18 protein-coding genes are annotated in these 19,736 nt (G+C 65.4%); 5 read left to right on the top strand and 13 right to left on the bottom strand.

Features of this window, described 5'->3' with window-relative positions; all coding sequences use genetic code 11:
• The first annotated feature begins 46 nt into the window (after positions 1–46).
• Positions 47–679 (top strand): TetR family transcriptional regulator, encoded by a 633-nt coding sequence (locus VOM14_RS05140; RefSeq protein ID WP_327627663.1) that lies wholly within the window; start codon positions 47–49, stop codon positions 677–679.
• Positions 680–721: 42 nt separating this feature from the next.
• Here VOM14_RS05140 and VOM14_RS05135 read toward each other — a convergent pair whose 3' ends face one another.
• Complete coding sequence (locus tag VOM14_RS05135) at positions 722–1,348, bottom strand: cysteine hydrolase family protein (RefSeq protein WP_327627662.1); 627 nt, start codon at positions 1,346–1,348, stop codon at positions 722–724.
• Between the two features lie 363 nt (positions 1,349–1,711).
• Between VOM14_RS05135 and VOM14_RS05130 the strand changes: the two genes are divergently transcribed.
• On the top strand, positions 1,712–2,647 hold the full coding sequence (locus VOM14_RS05130; protein WP_327628109.1) for a helix-turn-helix domain-containing protein: 936 nt from the start codon (positions 1,712–1,714) through the stop codon (positions 2,645–2,647).
• A gap of 133 nt (positions 2,648–2,780) precedes the next feature.
• Here the strand turns inward: VOM14_RS05130 and VOM14_RS05125 are convergent, their stop codons facing one another.
• The 6 genes from VOM14_RS05125 to VOM14_RS05100 all read right to left on the bottom strand — a co-directional run bounded on the left by VOM14_RS05125 (position 2,781) and on the right by VOM14_RS05100 (position 8,478).
• Positions 2,781–3,515 (bottom strand): CoxG family protein, encoded by a 735-nt coding sequence (locus VOM14_RS05125; protein ID WP_327627661.1) that lies wholly within the window; start codon positions 3,513–3,515, stop codon positions 2,781–2,783.
• A gap of 31 nt (positions 3,516–3,546) precedes the next feature.
• Positions 3,547–3,939 carry a DUF427 domain-containing protein gene (locus VOM14_RS05120; RefSeq protein ID WP_327627660.1) on the bottom strand — a complete coding sequence of 131 codons (393 nt, stop codon included), beginning with the start codon at positions 3,937–3,939 and terminating at the stop codon, positions 3,547–3,549.
• A gap of 130 nt (positions 3,940–4,069) precedes the next feature.
• Positions 4,070–4,567 (bottom strand): carboxypeptidase regulatory-like domain-containing protein, encoded by a 498-nt coding sequence (locus VOM14_RS05115; RefSeq protein ID WP_327627659.1) that lies wholly within the window; start codon positions 4,565–4,567, stop codon positions 4,070–4,072.
• Positions 4,568–4,808: 241 nt separating this feature from the next.
• Positions 4,809–6,329 (bottom strand): DegQ family serine endoprotease, encoded by a 1,521-nt coding sequence (locus VOM14_RS05110; RefSeq protein WP_327627658.1) that lies wholly within the window; start codon positions 6,327–6,329, stop codon positions 4,809–4,811.
• Between the two features lie 171 nt (positions 6,330–6,500).
• On the bottom strand, positions 6,501–7,811 hold the full coding sequence (locus VOM14_RS05105; protein WP_327627657.1) for an ATP-binding protein: 1,311 nt from the start codon (positions 7,809–7,811) through the stop codon (positions 6,501–6,503).
• Between the two features lie 4 nt (positions 7,812–7,815).
• The gene (locus VOM14_RS05100; RefSeq protein ID WP_327627656.1) at positions 7,816–8,478 is read right to left on the bottom strand and encodes a response regulator; all 663 of its coding nucleotides are present in this window, start codon (positions 8,476–8,478) and stop codon (positions 7,816–7,818) included.
• Positions 8,479–8,696: 218 nt separating this feature from the next.
• Here VOM14_RS05100 and dacB point away from each other — a divergent pair, with 218 nt between their 5' ends.
• The 3 genes from dacB to VOM14_RS05085 all read left to right on the top strand — a co-directional run bounded on the left by dacB (position 8,697) and on the right by VOM14_RS05085 (position 12,904).
• Positions 8,697–10,448, top strand: a complete 1,752-nt coding sequence (gene dacB, locus VOM14_RS05095; RefSeq protein WP_327627655.1) for a D-alanyl-D-alanine carboxypeptidase/D-alanyl-D-alanine endopeptidase — start codon at positions 8,697–8,699, stop codon at positions 10,446–10,448.
• Positions 10,449–10,602: 154 nt separating this feature from the next.
• A complete protein-coding gene (locus VOM14_RS05090; RefSeq protein WP_327627654.1) occupies positions 10,603–11,538 on the top strand; it encodes a sterol desaturase family protein in 936 nt (311 codons plus the stop codon).
• Positions 11,539–11,650: 112 nt separating this feature from the next.
• Positions 11,651–12,904, top strand: a complete 1,254-nt coding sequence (locus VOM14_RS05085; RefSeq protein WP_327627653.1) for an SGNH/GDSL hydrolase family protein — start codon at positions 11,651–11,653, stop codon at positions 12,902–12,904.
• A 56-nt stretch (positions 12,905–12,960) separates the two neighbouring features.
• Here the strand turns inward: VOM14_RS05085 and VOM14_RS05080 are convergent, their stop codons facing one another.
• The 6 genes from VOM14_RS05080 to pyk form a co-directional block, all read right to left on the bottom strand.
• Positions 12,961–14,019 carry an L-threonylcarbamoyladenylate synthase gene (locus tag VOM14_RS05080; RefSeq protein WP_327627652.1) on the bottom strand — a complete coding sequence of 353 codons (1,059 nt, stop codon included), beginning with the start codon at positions 14,017–14,019 and terminating at the stop codon, positions 12,961–12,963.
• Between the two features lie 10 nt (positions 14,020–14,029).
• On the bottom strand, positions 14,030–15,226 hold the full coding sequence (locus VOM14_RS05075; RefSeq protein WP_327627651.1) for a 5-(carboxyamino)imidazole ribonucleotide synthase: 1,197 nt from the start codon (positions 15,224–15,226) through the stop codon (positions 14,030–14,032).
• Between the two features lie 101 nt (positions 15,227–15,327).
• A complete protein-coding gene (purE, locus tag VOM14_RS05070) occupies positions 15,328–15,846 on the bottom strand; it encodes a 5-(carboxyamino)imidazole ribonucleotide mutase (RefSeq protein WP_327627650.1) in 519 nt (172 codons plus the stop codon).
• A 28-nt stretch (positions 15,847–15,874) separates the two neighbouring features.
• Positions 15,875–16,765 (bottom strand): phosphoribosylaminoimidazolesuccinocarboxamide synthase, encoded by an 891-nt coding sequence (locus VOM14_RS05065; protein ID WP_327627649.1) that lies wholly within the window; start codon positions 16,763–16,765, stop codon positions 15,875–15,877.
• Positions 16,766–16,908: 143 nt separating this feature from the next.
• On the bottom strand, positions 16,909–17,973 hold the full coding sequence (gene fba / locus VOM14_RS05060; RefSeq protein WP_020069232.1) for a class II fructose-bisphosphate aldolase: 1,065 nt from the start codon (positions 17,971–17,973) through the stop codon (positions 16,909–16,911).
• Positions 17,974–18,159: 186 nt separating this feature from the next.
• Positions 18,160–19,596, bottom strand: coding sequence for a pyruvate kinase (gene pyk / locus VOM14_RS05055; protein WP_327627648.1), 1,437 nt, complete (start codon positions 19,594–19,596; stop codon positions 18,160–18,162).
• Between the last annotated feature and the right edge of the window lie 140 nt (positions 19,597–19,736).

The raw sequence follows: 19,736 nt of genomic DNA, 5'->3' as shown, positions 1-19,736 counted from the left end.
TTAATTGGCGCTCGGGAAACCCAGAATCAGGGCAGGTCATATAAACATGGTCCGAAGAACCAAAGAAGAAGCGCTGGAGACGCGCAACAGCATTCTCGACGCAGCCGAGCAGGTCTTCTTCGAAAAGGGTGTGTCTCGCACTTCTCTGGCCGACATCGCGCAGGCGGCAGGCGTCACGCGCGGCGCCATCTATTGGCATTTTTCGCACAAGAGCGACCTCTTTACCGAGATGTTCGACCGCGTACTGCTGCCGCTCGACGAACTCAAGGCGGCCTCGCTGGACCCGAACGAGCCCGATCCGCTCGGGCGTCTGATGGAAATCTGCATTGTCTGTCTGCGCGACACGGCGAACGATCCACGCCGCCGCCGCGTGTTCGACATTCTGTTTTTGAAGTGCGAACTGGTCGAAGAAATGGGACCGGTAATGGTCCGCTATCAGACCAACATGCGCGAAGCGCTGACGAAGATCGAAGGCGGCTTTCGCAACGCGATCTCGAAGGGACAGTTGCCCGCGGATCTGGACGCGAAGCTGGCCGCCGCCATGGTGCACGCGTTTGTCGGCGGCTCGCTGCGCGACATGTTGTTTCTCCCCGATGCAACGGATTTCACCGCGCTCGGCGAGCGGATGGTGCAAGGCATGTTCGACGCGCTGCGCATGAGTCCGGCTCTGCGCAAGTAAGCGCCGGGCTGCGGCCCTCCGACCGCAGCCCCGGAAGTTCGCTCAGCGATTCCTGTTTCGCGCCGTCTGATTCGACGCATAAATATTCCCGCGTTCGAGCGGCACGCCGTCCTTCACGGCCGCAAGCCATTCCTTCGTGCTCGCCACCGCCGCGAAGCGCGACTGCAACACTACGCTGAAGACCCGATGAATGTCCTCGGCGCTCGCAAAGCCCGCGCTGTTTTCGTACGGCACCGAGCCCGTCGCGTCGTGCAGAAACTCGACCGCGAGCCCGGCATGGACGGCGTGAATGACGGTCGAGGCATCGCAGTTGTGCGTCATGTAGCCGACGACCGTCAGCGTGTCGATTTGCCGGGCGTTCAGCCAGTCGGCGAGATCGGTGCCGGCAAAGGCGCTCGGCAGCGACTTTTCCACGTAGTGATCGTGCTCACGCGAAGCGACGACCGGATGCAACTCCGCCGCCGCGCTGCCGCGCGCAAAGAGCGGCGAGGTAGCCGGAGCGAAATTCTGCACGACCACCACGGGGACGTCCGCGGCGCGCGCCGCGTCCATCGCGCGGCCGATATTGACGAGCGAACCTTGCACGTCCGGATATTCGATCGGCAGGTCGCCGCTCACGTACTCGTTTTGTACATCGATGACGATCAGCGCACGGCGCGGTGTGGACATGGCAAGACTCCTTCGAAAGTTTCAGTGGGGTCGCACCGTCTGGGAGAACCCGCGAGAACCAGCGGCGATGACGCATTGTTCTCCCGCTCCCGAATCGGCGACAGCGGCCCGTTTGACAATATTCGCTAGAATCGGGCCATCGTCGTCGTCGTCGTTGTGTCACGAGGTGATCCGCTCATGGCTGCGCCCGCTCTATTCGACCTGTCTGCTTCGCCGGCTTCACCCGCCTCGCCCGCTTTACCCGCTTTACCCGCTTTACCCGCTTTACCCGCTTTACCCGCTTTACCCGCTTTACCCGCTTTACCCGCTTCACCCACTTCACCCGCCTCGCCCGCTTCATGCGCTGCTAAGCACGTCGTCGCGGTGGTCGCGTTCGACCGCATCAGCCCGTTTCATCTTTCCGTGCCGTGCGTAGTGTTCGGCGAGAACCGCAGTGGCAGCGGCGCGCCCGACTTCGACTTTCGCGTCTGCGCGGCCGAAGCCGGCCCGCTTACGACCACCGCGGGATTTTCGATTGCCGTGACGCACGGCCTCGAAGCGCTCGACGACGCGCACACGATCGTTGTGCCGAGCTGGCGCGATCCTGCCGAAACGCCGCCCGCCGCGCTGCTCGACGCCTTGCGCGCGGCCCACGCGCGCGGCGCGCAACTCGTCGGGTTGTGCCTCGGCGCGTTCGTGCTGGCCGCCGCGGGCATTCTCGACGGCCGCCCGGCCTCCACGCATTGGGCGTGGGCCGACGATTTCGCGCGCCGCTATCCGCGCGTGCGGCTCGACCGCGACGTGCTCTACGTCGACGACGGCAACGTGCTGACCTCGGCGGGCACGGCGGCAGGGCTCGATTGCTGTCTGCACGTGCTGCGCAAGATGTGCGGCGCGGAGGTGGCGAACTTCGTCGCCCGCCGGCTGGTGGTGCCGCCGCACCGGCAAGGCGGCCAGGCGCAGTACATCCAGCAGCCGGTGCCGCCAAACGTCCGCGAAGACCGCCTGTTGGGCCTGCTCGACTGGGTGCGCGGGCACCTCGATACGCCTCATACACTCGACAGTCTCGCTGGACGCGCGCTGATGAGCCGCCGCACCTTTACTCGGCGCTTCCGGCTCGCAACCGGCACAACCGTCGGAACATGGCTGCTCGGAGAGCGGCTCGCGCGTGCGCAGGAGTTGCTCGAAAGCACGGATGAATCGGTGGAAGCGATCGCCGGCATTGCCGGGTTCGGCTCGGCGGCGTCGCTGCGTCAACATTTCTCGGACGCGTTTCGCACGTCGCCATCGGCATGGCGGCGGGAGTTTCGTGGCGTGTGAGGCAAAGCGCGGCGAAGGAATCGCGCGGATGCGAGCGCGGCGTCCGCCGGCACGCCCTTTCGTAGTCAGTCACCGCGATTTCGTAGTCGCGCGGATGCGACACCGATTACCGCGATCGCCGCGCTCACCGCGCTCACCGCTCGCTAATCCAGCGCGCGACATACAACAGCAGCGCGACGAGAAAAATCATCGCGGCCCACGCCCAGTTCGGCACGGCATGCGGACTCGGCTCGGGATGCGACACGCCAGACGACGCGCTCGCCGCCCGTCCCGTCAGCGCACTGCCGTGTTCCGCGCGTGTGCGCCGCGCGATGCCGCCGAGCGTGATCGGCCGCAGAAACACATGCTGGCGGCGCGCCGCCGTGCCGCGCGCGCGGTTCGGGCCCTGCCCATGCTTCGCGCGCACCACCGCGCTGAATTCGGCGAAGAAATCGTCGGCGAGATGATGAAGCGCGTGTTCGAGCTGGCGCGCCGGCAGTTCCGCGAGCGGCCCCGAGGACGTCGCCCAGATCGTGTAGTCGATCCGCGTGCCGCGCTCCCGGCCGCCGAGCGCGCCGTCTTCCGCGCGCAGGCGCACTTCGATCTGTCCGCGCAGCGAGCCGATACCTTCGGCGCGTGCCTTGAAGTTGATGGTGCGGCGCTCCGCATCGGCCGGCCCGGAATCCTGGCCGGCGACGTGCGCGCGCGCTTCGTACCGCGCGCGAAGCGGCCCGAGCGGGACCGTCAGGGCGAGCGCATATTCACCATGCGACAGACGCGTGAACGACTCGCAGTTATCGAGGCTGGCGCGCAGCAGCGCGAGGTCTTGCAACGCGGCCCAGACATCGGACGGCGCAAGCGGAATCCGTAACGCGTCGTTCAATTCCATCCCAGCCTCCCGATGAACACGCGCGCGCGAATCACGACGTCTGATCGATGCGGTCGACGCGCGATGCGTAAAACGCGAGATACCCCTTGATCTGTGCCGCCTGCTCGAACGGCGTCTCGTAGCTCCAGACGGCGTTTTCGATCAGGCCGTCTTCGGTGCGCAGATGGTAGTACGACGCGTCGCCTTTGAACGGGCAGTGCGAGCTGTGCGTGGAGCGTTCGAGCCGCGCCATGTTGACGTCGTCGCGTGGGAAATAGAACACGTCGGGCAGACCGGTTTCGCTGAGTGTCAACGCTGCGTGCGTGTCGGCCATCGTCACGCCGCCGTGTATCACGCGCACTCTGTGATGATTGCCCGCGATCGCGATAGCGTGCCCGCCGGTGGATTTGCCCGGGCTTGCGTGAGGTGTCAAGGCATCGCTCATGTCTCGGCTCCGTGAAAGTGTGCGGTCGTGCAAACCGAAAAGCCACGGGACGCGCCCGTGGCTTCATTATCGGTCAAACTTCTGCCGATTGTGCGACCTCTCATGCCGCGGCTTTGCGCGAGCGAGGCGCTTATTGCGTGTTCCAGTAGAACGCGGCCTTCGCGGTGCCCTTGGCCGGCACCGTCAGCGCCTTCGACTGATCGCGGTCCTTGTACGCCGCATGCACGGTGTAGCGCCCCGGGCGCAGCTTCACGAGCATGTACGGCCCACGCGACGCGGTGTTCAGCACTTCGCCGTTGTGTGCATCCACGATCCGCACCTGGACGTCAGCGAGATAGTCCGAGCCCGGCCCCGTAAAGCGCAGCGACAGCGGCCACTGGCTTTGCGCCTGCTGTAGCGCCTTCGATTCGTCGAGACCGACGCCGCCCGACACGAACGAGACGTCGCCCTGCTGCTGAACCTGCGGCAGACCGCCACCGTTGGCGTTGCCTGCGCTCGTCTGGTCGGTGGTGCTGCCGCCGGTGACTTCGCTCGCCTGCTGCGCGTACGCGCCGCCCACCAGACCGAGAGTGAGCGCCACGCTGGCCGCGGCGGCTACGATCTTTCGCTGAGTGCGTTGGTTTTTCATCGGTTCGCTCCTTGTTGACATCGGTTCCCGGTGTCTATCGACGGGACCGGATTCAAGATTGATGCAACCCGCGTGCCATGCGGCCGCCGAAGCCGCCTGAGAGCCGCTGGTTCGCACGCCACGTGCCGCGAGCGCCTGCTTCGCGAGATTCGTAAGAAAGAAAAAAAGCCGGCCTGTTTGCAGTAAGTGCAAACAGGCCGGCAAGCCTTACTTCATGCGCGAAGTCTGGATCAGACGTCGATCAACCCAGATCGACCGGCACGAAAATCTGCGCGTTGTCGCGCTGGATCAGCAACGCGATGCTGCTGCCCGCGCCCGCGATCATCTGCTTCAACTGATCGACGCTCGTCACCGGCCGGCCGTTGACCGCGAGAATCACGTCGCCCGGTTGAATGCCCGCGCTTTCCGCCGCGCCGCCCGACTGCTGCACGAGCAGCCCGTGCGAGATCGACGCGCTGCTCTTTTCTTGCGGCGTGAGCGGCCGCACCGCGACGCCGAGGCGGCCTTGCAGTTGCGTCGGCTGATCGGCTTTATCCGATGCCGCCTTCGTGTCCGACAACGATCCGATCGTCACCTTCAGATCCCGGGTGCCCTTGTCGCGCCACACTTGCACCGTGGCCGAGCTGCCCGGCGAAAGACCCGCGATCTGCGAAGGCAGCGCCGAGGAATCGCTCACCGCCTCGCCGTTCACCGACAGAATCACGTCGCCCGGCTGCAAACCGGCCTTCGCGGCCGGGCCGCCCGGATCGACGGAACTGACGAGCGCGCCTTGCGGCTTCTGCATGCCGAACGAATTGGCGAGCGTCTGGTTCATGCCCTGCACCGCGACGCCGAGCCGCCCGCGGCTCACGTGCCCGGTCTTGACGATGTCGTCCTTGACCTTGATCGCCTCATTGATCGGGATTGCGAACGAAAGCCCCTGGAAGCCGCCGGTCTGCGAGTAGATCATCGAGTTGATGCCGATCACTTCGCCTTGCAGATTGAAAAGCGGGCCGCCGGAATTGCCGGGGTTCACCGGCACGTCGGTCTGAATGAACGGCGTGTAGTTTTCGTTCGGCAGCGAACGTGACTTCGCGCTGATGATGCCCGACGTCACCGTATTGTCGAAACCATACGGCGAGCCGATCGCGACAACCCACTGGCCGACCTTGCTCTGATTCGGATCGCCGATCTTCACGGTCGGCAGATTGCTCGCGTCGATCTTCAGCACGGCGACGTCGGACTGCTTGTCGGTGCCGATCACTTTCGCCTTGAATTCGCGCTTGTCGGTGAGCTTCACCGTCACGACGTTCGCGCCGTCCACGACGTGCGCGTTGGTGAGGATATAGCCGTCGTTGCTGACGATAAAGCCCGAGCCGAGGCTTGCGCTCGGCTGGTCGGGCGCATCGCCGCCGTCGCCGCCCTGCATGCCGGGCATGCCGCCGAAGAAGTGCTTGTAGAACTGATAAAACGGGTCGCTCGGATCGATCGGCAACTGATTGCCGCCGCCCATGCCGCCATTGCCGCCGTTACCACGAAGAGCCGTCTGCTTGACGACATGCTTCGCGCTGATGTTGACGACAGCCGGCCCGTACGTTTCGACGAGACCGGAGAAATCGGGAATGCCGGTTTTCGCGGCGGCTTCCGCGGGCATCATCGCGGCCTGCGCCGGCGTGATGACCTGCGGCGCGGGCACGTCGCGATGGCCCGCCACATAGCCGGCGGAAAGCGCGACGGCGACAGCTACTGCAACAGCGCTGCGGGACAAGGTTTTCGCGTTCATCGTGTACTCCTGACTGGAGAAAGAAATCTGGATGTCAGGAAGCGTACGGGGCATCGCTTAAAAGAGTCTTAAGCAGAGTCAGATCGCGTTTTGCGCCTGTTTCAAGGGCTCTTTCGCAGTTTTTGCCTTGTCCGCGACAAGCAAAATGAAAGCTTCGCGCCGGTATTGCGCTCAGCAGGCTCGGAAACACACAGTGACTTGCAAGCCGCCCGCCGGCGATTCGTCGAGCGACACCGCCGCGTGATGTTGCGTGGCGATGCGGCGCACGATCGCGAGGCCGAGTCCGCTGCCGGCCACGTCGGTGCGCACGCGGTTCGCGCTCGCGCCCGCGCGATAGAAGCGGTCGAACACGCGCTCGCGCTCGGCCGGCTCGATGCCCGGCCCGCTGTCGGCGATACGCACCACCGGATGCCCTTCCTCGATTTGCAGACTCACGTCGACGCGTCCGCCGCGCGGCGTGTACTTGGTTGCGTTATCCACGAGATTGTTGAACATCACGCGCAACGACTCGGCGTCGCCGATCACGGTGGCCGCTTCGCTCGCCTCGATGCCGAGATCGACGCCGCGATTCAGCGCCAGCGGCGAGTACGCCACCACGCAGTCCTGCAACAGCGCGCGCAAGTCGATGGCATCGGTCACGGCGAGGCCATCCGGTTCCGAGCGCGCGAGCGCGAGCAGTTGCTCGGCGAGGCGCGTCGCGCGCATCACGCCCGCTTGCAGATCGGCGAGCGCCTCGCCGCGCGTGGCGTCGTCTTTCGCGCGCGCCACCAGTTGCGATTGAATCTGCACCGCGGCGAGCGGCGTGCGCAATTCGTGCGCGGCATCGGCGACGAATGCCTTCTGAATGTCGAGCGCCGTGGCGAGCCGCTGCAACAGTCCGTTCAGCGCGCGCACGAGCGGCTGCACTTCGAGCGGCAAGCGCTGATCGGGCAACGGATCGAGCGCCTCGGGATGACGCGTGTCGAGCGCGCTCGTCAGGCGCCGCAAAGGCCGCAATCCGCGTCCGATGATCACCCACACCGCGAGCCCGAGCGCCGGCAGCAGCACGATCAGCGGCCACAGCGTGCGCAATGCGACATTGGCGGCAAGACGGTTGCGCACCGAAAGCGGCTGCGCGAGCTGCACCACGTTATCGCCGACGATCGCGCCGTACACGCGCCAATCGCCGCGCTCCGTGTGCTCGGTCGAGAAGCCGAGTTCGGCGCGCGGCGCGAGCGGCGCGCGCGGACGCGAGTAGTACATCAGCACGCCATTGCGATTCCAGATTTGCAGCACGATGCCTTCGTCGCCGGTATCGCGCGAGCCGAGCACTTGCGAAAACGGCTCGGACGGCAGCGCTGCGGCGATCTGCTCCAGTTGGTAATCGAACAGTTCGTTGGCTTCGGCGAGCGCCTGCCGGTAAATCAGCCAGCCCGCGATGCCGACGCCGAGCAGCACGAGCGCGAGCAGCCACACCAGCAATTGACGGCGGATTGAACGCATCGGCTCAGGCTTCCTTCGCGATCATGTAGCCGAGGCCGCGCACGTTGCGGATCAGCTCGGCGCCGAGCTTCTTGCGCAGCGCGTGAATGTAGACCTCGACCGTATTGCTGCCGATCTCCTCGCCCCATCCATACATTTTTTCTTCGAGCTGACTTTTCGACAACACCGCGCCCGGACGCGCGAGCAGCGCTTCGAGCAGCGCAAACTCGCGCGCGGACAAGGCGACCGGCGCGCCGTCGAGCGTGACCTGATGCGACGCGGGATCGAGCGTCAGATTGCCGTGGCGGATCGTCGAATCGCTGCGGCCCGCCTGGCGGCGGATCAGCGCCCGCATGCGCGCGCCGAGTTCGTCGAGATCGAAAGGCTTGACGAGGTAGTCGTCGGCGCCGGCATCGAGACCCTTCACGCGGTCCGCCACCGCGTCGCGCGCGGTGACGATCAGCACCGGCAACGCGTGGCCACGCGAGCGCAGCGTGCGCAGCACTTCGAGGCCGTCGCGCTTCGGCAAGCCGAGATCGAGCAGCACGAGATCGTAAGGCTGGCTCGCCGCCGCGCTGAGCGCCGCTTCGCCGTCTTCCACCCAGTCGACCGCGAAGCCTTCGCCGCGCAGCGCCTTGCGCACGCCTTCGGCGATCATCCGGTCGTCTTCGACTAGCAAGATGCGCATGGTGTCACTTCCCTCAACATTCGATGATGCCGCATTCTAGCGCCCGCCCCGGCATGCGCGCCGTGTGGCGCTTTTTTCACCGCAGCCGCACGGCATGTCACTACAATGGGCGCTTTGCGTCGCGCGGCGGATCTGGCTGCGGCGTGACGCGCGATACTCTGCCCCGCTTTGAATGGCGGCGTTCCCCACGCCCTGACATTTTGCTTTTTCGCCCGTTCATGACGCACGCTTTCCTGTCTTCCGTCGCACGCCATCTTCGTCATGCGGCGCTGCGGTCACGCTCCGCTTCCGCTTCCGCTGTCGCTGCCTGCACTGCCGCTTCGTCTGCCGCTTCGTCTGCCGCTTCGTCTGCCGATTTTTCCGCCGCTTGCGCCGCCGATGCTTTGGCCGCGCGCCTCGCGCGGCGCGCGCGCGTGTCGCTACTCGTCTGCGCCGCGCTGGCCGGCGGCGTGTCGCTGCCGCATCTCGCCCACGCGCGCGCCAAGGCCTTGCATCCGAGCGTCAACGTCAGCACGGTGCTGCCGCCATCGGTCATGGCCGGCTTGCAGCACGCGCACGTGCCGTTGTCGTCGATCAGCGTGGTCGTCGAGAAAGTGGGCGACCGCACGCCGATCGTCGCGCTGAACGCCGGCAAGCCGATGATGCCCGCCTCGACGATGAAGCTCGTCACCACCTATTCCGGCCTGTCGATCCTCGGCCCGGACTATCGCTGGCGCACCAACGCCTACAGCGACGGCTCGCTGGACGCGAACGGCGTGCTGCACGGCAATCTGTACATTCAGGGCACGGGCGATCCGAAGCTCGTGCCCGAAGAACTCATCGACCTCGTGCAGAAGATCCACAAGGCGGGGATTCGCGGCATCGACGGCGCGCTCGTGCTCGACAAGCGCTACTTCGATCCGTCGACGCGCGACCTGCCGCCCTTCGACGACGACACCAACGCGCCCTACAACGTCGGCCCCGATCCGCTGCTGTATGCATTCAAGTCGCTGTCGTTCACGCTCACGCCTTCGCCGGAGGGCACCGTCGCCATCGACGTGCTGCCCGCCCTCGCGCAGTTGCAGATCGACAATCAGATGCACGCGGTCAACGGTCCGTGTCGAGGCGAGGCGGCCTCCGTCTCGCCCACGATCACGCCGAGCCCGAACGGCACCGTCGTCGCCTCATTCGCGGGCGAGTATGCCGTGCGCTGCGGCCCGCGCACGATCAACGTCGCGGTGCTTGATCATTCGGCGTTTTTCGCGGGCGGCTTCCTTGCGTTGTGGCAGCAAACCGGCGGCACTTTCAACGGCGCGACGCGCGAAGGCGCGGTGCCGACCGGCGCGAGACTCGTCGCCACGCACCAGGGGCCGATGCTGTCCGACATCGTTCGTGACATCAATAAATTCAGCAACAACACGATGGCGCGCAACCTGTTCCTGTCGATCGGCGCGGCCGAGGAAAAGGGGCCTGCCACGCCCGCGAAAGCCGCGCGCACCATCGAGGCGTTCCTGCGGCGCGACAGCATCGACATGGAATATCTGACGCTCGACAACGGCTCGGGCCTCTCGCGCGAGGAGCACATCACCGCGCTCTCGCTCGCCGATCTCCTGCAGCGCGCCAACGCCAGTCCGGTCGCTCAGGTGTTCGTGCAGTCGCTGCCGATCGCGGGCGTGGACGGCACCATGCGCAACCGCCTGACGCACCAGGGCGCGGGCGGCAACGCGCAGATCAAGACCGGCACCTTGCGCGACGTGCGCGCGATCGCCGGCTACGTGGCGTCGGCGGACGGCAACAGCTATGTCGTGGTGAGTTTCATCAACGATCCGCATTCGGAAGCCGCGCGCGCCGCGCACGACGCGCTGCTCGAATGGATCTATGGAGGGCCGAACGAGGGCTTCACGAAAGTTTCGGCTCCAGTCGCCGAAGCGGCGAGCGCGGTGCCGCGCGGCAAGCCCAGGAAAAACCCGCACAAACGCGGCGCCCATTGAGGATTCCTTCTAGCGAAGGCGCGCGCGCTCCGAGCTTAAGCGTGTACGCTGTCGGGCAATGTTCGCCGCGCAACATGCCCGAACAATAACGAGCACACACGATAAAACCCCGCGGCACGCAACGCGGAGGCAAGGGACCACGGAGGAAGACACCATGCAATTCGATGCCGAATTGCTGCTGCTCGCCATGGCGCCAGTCTTTCTCGCATGTATCGGCTGGGAGGCGTGGCACCTGCGGCGAACGCGCCCCGACTCGGCGCTCTACAGCTGGCGCGACACGCTGTGCAATGTAGCGCTCGCGCTCATGCAGCAGGCCGCCGACAAGCTCGCGTGGCTCGTCATCATTCCCGTCTATGCGTTTTTCTACGACCACTGCCGCGTCTACACGTGGCATGCCGGCTGGGTCTCGTTCGCGGTGCTGTTCGTCGCGCAGGATCTGCTCTACTACGTGTTTCACCGTTGCAGCCATCGCGTGCGCTGGCTGTGGGCGGCGCATGTGGTGCATCACTCGTCCGAGCGCATGAATTTTTCCACGGCGTTCCGTCAGAGCCTGATGTATCCGGTCGCGGGCATGTGGCTTTTCTGGGTTCCGCTTGCCGTGTTTGGCTTTCCGCCGAAGCAGATCGTCGCCGTCGTGCTCGTCAATCTCGGCTTTCAGTTTTTCGTGCACACGCAGGTCATCGGTCGATTCGCCGGCAAGCTCCGCTGGGTCGAATACGTGTTCAACACGCCGTCGATTCATCGCGTGCACCACGCGCGCAACGACTGCTACATCGACCGCAACTATGCTGGCGTGCTGGTGATCTGGGATCGCCTGTTCCGCAGCTACGTCGACGAAGATCCGCGCGAGCCGCCCGTCTACGGCATCGTCGAGCCGCTTCATACGTACAACCCGCTCAAGGCGACGTTTCACGAATGGGCGTCGATGGCGCGCGACTTCGCGAGCGTGCGCGGCGCGCGCAACAAGCTGCGCGCACTGTTTGCGCCGCCCGCGTGGGCGGCGGATTATCACGCGCGCCGCGGCGTCGCGCGAACGGGCACCGAAACGCACACAACCATCAACGACAACAACGATATGGCCGCGTTTTAAGCACGACGCAGACCATAGAAGATTCTGTAAGCTGTCGTCACGCCGCCGACGCGGCGGGCGCAGCCTGCAATAAATGGCGCAAGGGCCAAACATTCGAGGAGATGTAGCCAGCATGAAGCAAACAGCATCGAGGAAACAACATTGGTCGCGCGTCACGCAGATTGCCGTCGCAAGCGCCGCATTCGCGCTGCTCGCCGCTTGCGGCGGCGGTGGCGGCGGTGACAACAACGCCAGCAGCAACACGCCGGCGGGCGGCGTCAAATTGCAGGTGGTGTCGTTCGGCGACAGCCTGTCGGACGTGGGCACGTATGCGCCGGTGATCCAGTCGAGCTTCGGCGGAGGCCGCTTCACGACCAATCCGGGTGAGGTGTGGACGCAGAAGGTCGCGGAATATTACGGCGACACGTTGAAGCCGGCCTACCTCGGCGGCTTCGGCCAGCCGCTGGTCGCGGCCGGCGGCTACGGTTACGCGCAGGGCGGCTCGGACGTCGTCAACGCGCAGGGCGAAGGCTGGGCGCCGAACAGCATGGCGGCGACGACCGTACCGGTCGTGACTCAGGTGGCGAACTACGTGAGCGCGCATACGAGCTTCAACTCGAACCAGCTCGTGCTGGTGAACGGCGGCGCGAACGACATCTTCCAGTTCGCGGACAACACCGCGAATCTGACCGCGCTTGCCACCGCGCTACAGACGCAGTATCCGCTGCTCGTGCAGGCCGGCACGCTGCCGAACTCGCAGGCGGGTCAGGTTGCGTTCATCGTCGGCTACCTGCAGCAACTGGCTAATCCTCAGGTGGCGAACGCGGCGGTCCAGCTCGCCGCGCAAGTCCAGGCCATCGTCAACGCGGGCGCGACGCACGTGGTGATCTCGACGGTGCCGGATATCGGCAATACGCCGCTCGGCGTCGCGGCCAACGTGAAAACGCCCGGCTCGGCTGCGCTGCTGACGGGGATCACCGCGGCGTACAACTATCTCCTCGTGCAACAACTGACCACGCGCGGCCTCCTGGGTACGGGCAAGGTCATCGTGGCCGATGCGTTCACGTGGCTGGATCAGCAGTTGCCGAACTACCAGGCGCTGGGCTTCACCGTGTCCAACACCGGCACGGCGTGCAATCTGACCGCCATGGAGACCAACGCGACCGCTTACGCCAAGGCCAATCCGGGCGCGACAAACGGGCTGACCCCGGAGCAGTACGGCGCCCAGTTCGGCTCGTCACTGTTCTGCTCGCCGCAGACCTACACGGTGGCCGGCGCCGACCAGACCTACATGTTCGCGGACTCGGTGCACCCGAGCACGCACACGCACGCGTTGTTCGCGCAATACGTGCAGCAACTGGTCGCGGCGACGGGGCTGGGAAAGTAAGTTGAGCATCGCCGCCTGGCGGCGGCACGTTGGGGGCGGCGCTGCGAAGGCCGCCCTTATGCTTGCGCTTCGAATGCAGCCGCGGCGCGGCCAAGCCGGTCATTCACCGCGATCCATTCGATCGTATCCGGCAGCTTCTCGATCAGAATGCGCGTGACGTTCGCGCGATCGAGCGCTCGCAACAAGCTGTACAACTCACGCGCGTAGATGTGCGGATCTTCGGGCGCGGCGATGAAATGCACGCCTTCGGCGTCGGCCCAATGCCCCGCTCGCGATGCACGCGCGACCAGCGCGACGCGCTCGCCCACTTCCCGCGCGGCCAGCAACGGCTCCAGCGCATTGAACGGCAACAACGCAAGCGGCGTGCGCGGCGCGTAATGCGCCTTCAGCGTGCCGGAAGCGCGCGGCGCGGTGGCGTCCGAGCCGTCCGGCAAGCGCGGCGCCTCGCCGAGCACATCGGCGATGTCTTGCGGCGTCACACGGCCCGGCCTCAATAACGCAGGAAAGCCGCGCGACAAATCCAGAATGGTCGATTCGATGCCGACGTCCGACGCGCCGCCGTCGAGCACGTGAATCTCGCTGCCGAACTCGTCGCGCACATGCTGCGCGGTGGTCGGGCTCACATGTCCGAACCGGTTCGCCGAGGGCGCCGCGACGCCGCCGTGCCCGCCGCGCAATGCGCTGAATGCCTCCAGCAGCGCTTGCGCCACCGGATGCGACGGACAGCGCAAGCCGACGGAATCCTGCCCACCGCTCACCGCCGCGGGGATGCGCGCGGCGCGCTTCAGGATGAGCGTGAGCGGGCCGGGCCAGAACGCGTCGATCAGACGCTGCGCCTGACCAGGCAAATGATCGACCCAATAGTTCGGATCGCCCTGCGGCGCGAGATGCACGATCACCGGATGATTCGCCGGCCGTCCCTTCGCCGCGTAGATGCGCGCGATGGCCTCCGGATTTTCCGCGTCGCCGCCAAGGCCGTAGACCGTTTCCGTGGGAAACGCGACAAGACCGCCCGCGTCGAGCAGCGCCGCCGCGTGCTCGATCTGCGCGGCGCTCACCGGCAGCGCGTTCCCGGCCGGTTCGCCGGGTTGGACGGGTTTCTGTTGATCGGGCATGGCGCGCGCGTCAGTTCGTGGCGATATGCAGAAGCCGCGCGCAATCGCGCGCCGCCGTGCGGGCTTCTTCGAGCGTCGCGGCCGTGAAGTTCACGTGGCCCATCTTGCGGCCGCAACGCGCCTCTTCCTTGCCATACAGATGCAGACGCGCCGCCGGCATCGCCGCGACCTCGTGCCATGGCGGCGTGACCGACGCGCCTTTCGGGCCGCCCGGGAACCACACGTCGCCGAGAATGTTCAGCATCACCGCGGGCGAATGCTGACGCGTGTCGCCAAGCGGCATGCCGGTCATGGCGCGCACCTGCTGTTCGAACTGGCTGGTCGCGCACGCGTCGACGGTGTAATGCCCCGAGTTGTGCGGACGCGGCGCCATTTCATTGGCCACGAGCGAGCCGTCTTCGAGAATGAAAAACTCCACGCACAGCACGCCCACATAGCCGAGCTTGTCGGCGATCTGCAGCGCGGCCTGTTGCGCCTGCCCGACGAGCGTCGAGCTCGCGTCCGGCGCCGGGACGATGGTGTGCGCCAACACGCCGTCGCGATGCGTGTTCTGCGCGAGCGGATACACGACCGACGCGCCGGTCGCCGCGCGCGCGATCAGCGCGGAGACTTCGAACTTGAGCGGCAGACGCTTTTCCAGCACGCACGGCACGCCGCCGAGCGATGCATGCGCCTCGCGCACTTCCTCCGCGTTGCGCACGCGGATCTGGCCTTTGCCGTCGTAGCCCATGCGGGCCGTTTTCAGAATGCCCGGCAGCAACGCTTCGAGTTTCGTATCGTCAAAGGCGGCGAGCGCGTCCGACGATTCGATCACGACGTGCGGCGCGACCGTCACGCCCGCCGACGCGATAAAGCGCTTCTCGGCGATGCGGTCTTGAGCAACGGCGACGCAACGGCCCGCCGGACTCACGAAGGTAGTCTTCGCGAGGAAATCGAGGCTCGCGGCCGGCACGTTCTCGAATTCGGTCGACACCGCCGCGCACAGGCGCGCGAGTTCGGTCAGCGACGCTTCGTCGTCGTAGGCAGCGCGCAGATGCCGGTCGGCGACCGCGCCCGCCGGACTGTTTTCGTCCGGATCGAGCACGGCGACGCGATAGCCCATGGCCTGTGCGGCAAAGCAGAACATACGGCCGAGCTGGCCGCCACCGACCATGCCAAGCCATGCGCCGGGCAGAATCGGTGAAACCGGTGTGTTGTCTGGGTTCATCTTAGTGGTCGGTCGCGGCCGGTGTGCGTGCCGTCGTGAACGGCAAGCACCCGGCCGGTAGGTCGGACAGGGGACTTCTATCGAGGTCCGTCGCTCGGCGCTTACAGCGCCGGCAGCACCATCGCGTGGGCCGCTTCGTTCTGGCGCACGCGGAACGCCGCCAGCTTCTCCGCATACTCGGCGCTCGTGCCGCTCAAAACAGATACCGCGAACAGCGCCGCATTCGCCGCACCTGCCTCGCCGATAGCAAACGTGGCGACGGGCACGCCCTTGGGCATCTGCACGATGGAATGCAACGAGTCGACGCCCTTCAGATACTTGCTCGCCACCGGCACGCCGAGCACCGGCACAGTGGTCTTGGCCGCCAGCATGCCCGGCAGATGCGCCGCGCCGCCCGCGCCCGCGATGATCGCGCGGATGCCGCGCTCACGCGCGCTTTCAGCATAGGCGAACATTTCGTCCGGCATGCGGTGCGCGGACACCACCTTCGCTTCGTACGGCACGCCGAATTCCTGCAGAATCGCGACGGCGTTTTTCATGACTTCCCAGTCGGAACTGGAGCCCATCAACACGCCGACAACCGGCGCGCCATGCGTATGGGCGGTTTGTGCTTCACTCATCTTGCGGCTTCCCTGTTTCCGGATTCGATCAGGCGAGCTTGTGCCCGGTCAGACGTTCGAGCGCTTCCTGATATTTCTCGCCGGTCTTCTGGACCACGGCGTCCGGCAGCTTCGGCGCAGGCGGCTCCTTCGCCCAATCTTGCGTTTCGAGCCAGTCGCGCACGAACTGCTTGTCGAACGACGGCGGATTGGTGCCCACCTGATACTCGTCCGCCGGCCAGAAGCGCGATGAATCGGCGGTCAGCGCCTCGTCCATCAGATACAGCTTGCCGTGGTCGTCCAGACCGAATTCGAACTTGGTATCCGCGATGATGATGCCGCGCGTTGCCGCGTAATCCGCCGCTTCCTTGTACAGCTTGATCGAGATGTCGCGGATCGTGGCCGACAGTTCCGTGCCGATGCGGCGCTCCATCTCGTCGTACGTGATGTTTTCGTCGTGATGGCCCATTTCGGCCTTGGCCGCCGGCGTGAAGATGGGCTCGGGCAGCTTCTGCGCGTTTTGCAGGCCCGGCGGCAGTTCGACGCCGCACACCGAACCGGTGGCCTGGTAGTCTTTCCAGCCGCTGCCCGCCAGATAGCCGCGCACCACGGCTTCGACGAGAATCGGCTCAAGGCGCTTCACCACGACCGCGCGGCCTTTCACCTGCTCCGCTTCGTCTGTCGCGACCACGGACTCGGGCGCCACGCCCGTCAGGTGATTCGGCACCACGTGCTTGAGCTTCTCGAACCAGAAGTTCGCCATCTCGTTGAGCACGCGCCCCTTATTCGGAATCGGCTCGCCCATGATGACGTCGAACGCCGACAGACGGTCGGTCGTGACGATCAGCAACTGGTCATTGCCCACCGCATAGTTGTCGCGGACTTTACCGCGGCCGAGCAGCGGCAGCGAGCGGAGCGTGGATTCGTAGAGGGTAGACATCGTCGTGGTTCGCTAAAAATGAGGCAAAAAGTGTGACCGGAACAAAAGGGAAACGCCGTTCCCCGGATGATGCGGGAACGGCGATCTGACGACAACCTGGCCAAACGGCCAGGCGCGGAGCCAAACGTTGAAGCAAATGCCGCTTAGCGGACGACTTGCGCCAGCTCGCCCGACTTGTATTTCTCCGCGATTTTATCAAGCGAAACCGGCTTGATCTTGCCGGCCTGGCCTTCGCAGCCGAATTGCGTGTAGCGCTCGATACAGATTTTCATCGCGGCTTCGCGCGCCGGCTTCAGGTAATCGCGCGGATCGAACTTGCCCGGATTGGTCGCCATGTAGCGGCGGATCGCGCCGGTGATCGCGAGACGCAGGTCGGTGTCGATATTGACCTTGCGCACGCCGTGCTTGATGCCTTCCTGGATTTCCTCGACCGGCACGCCGTAGGTTTCCTTCATGTCGCCGCCGAATTCGCGGATTTCCGCGAGCAGCTCCTGCGGCACCGACGACGAACCGTGCATCACCAGGTGCGTGTTCGGAATGCGCTGGTGAATTTCCTTGATGCGCTGGATCGACAGAATGTCGCCCGTGGGCTTCTTGCTGAACTTGTACGCGCCGTGGGACGTGCCGATCGCGATGGCCAGCGCGTCGCACTGGGTCAGCTTGACGAAGTCGGCAGCCTGCTCCGGATCGGTCAGCAGTTGTTCGCGGGTCATCGTGCCTTCCGCGCCGTGGCCGTCTTCCTTATCGCCCTTCATGGTTTCCAGCGAGCCGAGCACGCCCAGTTCGGCTTCGACCGTGACGCCGATCGAATGCGCCGCTTCGACCACTTTGCGCGACACGTCGACGTTGTACTCGTAGGACGCGACCGTCTTGCCGTCGGCTTCGAGCGAACCGTCCATCATCACGCTGGTGAAGCCGCTGCGGATCGCCGCCATGCAGACCGCCGGCGACTGGCCGTGGTCCTGGTGCATCACGACCGGAATGTGCGGATACGACTCGACCGCTGCTTCGATCAGGTGGCGCAGGAACGCCTCGCCCGCGTACTTACGCGCGCCGGCCGAAGCCTGCATGATGACCGGTGCGTTGACCTTGTCGGCCGCCGCCATGATCGCCTGCACCTGTTCCAGGTTGTTCACGTTGAATGCCGGAAGCCCGTAGCCGTTTTCGGCGGCATGGTCCAGCAGTTGACGCATTGATACGAGAGGCATGCTGTAACTCCTTAGATTGAAACGAATTCTTGTGCCGCCGGCATCTTTTGGGCGATCTTATCGCGAAGCAAACCGCATGCCCGTCGCACTGCGGCTCGGACTATGAGCCGGTGCGCCGCCTCTCGCGGGGCATGGCAGCCTGCTTCGCTCAATCCAGCCTGTACCGGTCGAGCAGTCGCTGACCGATCAATACGGCTCGCCGACCCGTACGATCTTCAGCGTATTCGTGCCGCCGGCCTGCCCCATCGGCTCGCCGACGGTCAGCACGACCATGTCGCCGCGCGACGCGTAACCCTTGCTCACCACGGTTTCCAACGCCTGCTGCAACGCGGTGTCGCGGTCGGTGTTGGTGTCCAGATGCAGCGAAGTCACGTTGCGGTATAGCGCCATGGCCCGCTCGCTGCCGACCCGCGGCGTGAGCGCGAAAATCGGCACGTGCGTCCAGTGACGCGACATCCACAGTGCGGTCGAGCCGGATTCGGTCAACGCCACGATCGCCTTGGCGCCGAGGTGGAACGCCGTGAACAGCGCGCCCATCGCGATGGACTGGTCGATGCGCGTGAACGTGCGGTCGAGGAAGTCCTTGTCCAGCTCCGACTGCTCCGACTTCTCGGCTTCGACGCAGATCGCCGCCATCGTCTCGATGGTCTGCACCGGATACTTGCCCGCTGCCGATTCCGCCGACAGCATGACCGCGTCCGTGCCGTCGAGCACCGCGTTCGCGACGTCCGACACTTCGGCGCGGGTCGGCACCGGCGCGTAGATCATCGACTCCATCATCTGGGTCGCGGTGATCACAAACTTGTTCGACTCGCGCGCCATCCGGATCATGCGCTTTTGCAGCGCCGGGACTGCGGCATTGCCCACTTCCACGGCGAGATCGCCACGCGCGACCATAATGCCGTCCGACGCGTCCAGGATACCCTGCAGCGCCGGAATGGCTTCCGCGCGCTCGATTTTGGCGATCATCTTCGGCTTGATGCCGTACGGCGCGCCGGCGATGTTCGCCAGTTGGCGCGCCATTTCCATATCGGTCGCATTCTTCGGGAACGACACCGCGACGAAATCGACGCCGAGCGACATCGCGGTGCGAATGTCTTCCATGTCTTTCGCGGTCAGCGCGGGCGCCGAGAGGCCGCCGCCCTGGCGGTTGATGCCCTTGTTGTTCGACAGATCGCCGCCGATCTTCACGATCGTATGGATTTCGTTGCCGATCACACGCTGAACGTTCAGCACGATCAGGCCGTCGTTCAACAGCAGCACGTCGCCCGGCTTCAGGTCGCGCGGCAGGTCCTTGTAGTCGAGACCGGCGCGCTCCTGGTTGCCCAGCTCGCACTCGGCGTCGAGGATGAACGGCTCGCCGGCGGTCAGCGCGACCTTGCCGTTTTCAAACTTGCCGACCCGGATCTTCGGGCCTTGCAGATCCGCCATGATGGCGACCTCGCGGCCTGCCTGGCGCGCCGCTTCGCGCACGAATTCGGCACGCTGGCGGTGGTCGTCGGCGGTGCCGTGCGAGAAATTGAGCCGCACCACGTCGGCTCCCGCCTGAATCATTTGCAGCAGGATCTCCGGCGTGCTGGAAGCCGGTCCGATGGTAGCGACAATCTTGGTGGCGCGATGCATGAGTCTCCTCGTCTGGATGGGATCGCTGGAAAGAGCGCTGCGAGTCGGATGCGGAGGCTGCGCACCGAAAGATGCTGCCGGGGGCTGCGCGCCGGTTGAAACCAGCGTCGCTTTATGGGGTGAAGCGGTGTTCGATACCA

Source organism: Paraburkholderia sp. MPAMCS5 (assembly GCF_036016995.1).
GTDB lineage: Bacteria > Pseudomonadota > Gammaproteobacteria > Burkholderiales > Burkholderiaceae > Paraburkholderia.
Note: the sequence above shows the minus strand (reverse complement) of the source record. Positions and strands in the feature narration are given on the sequence as shown.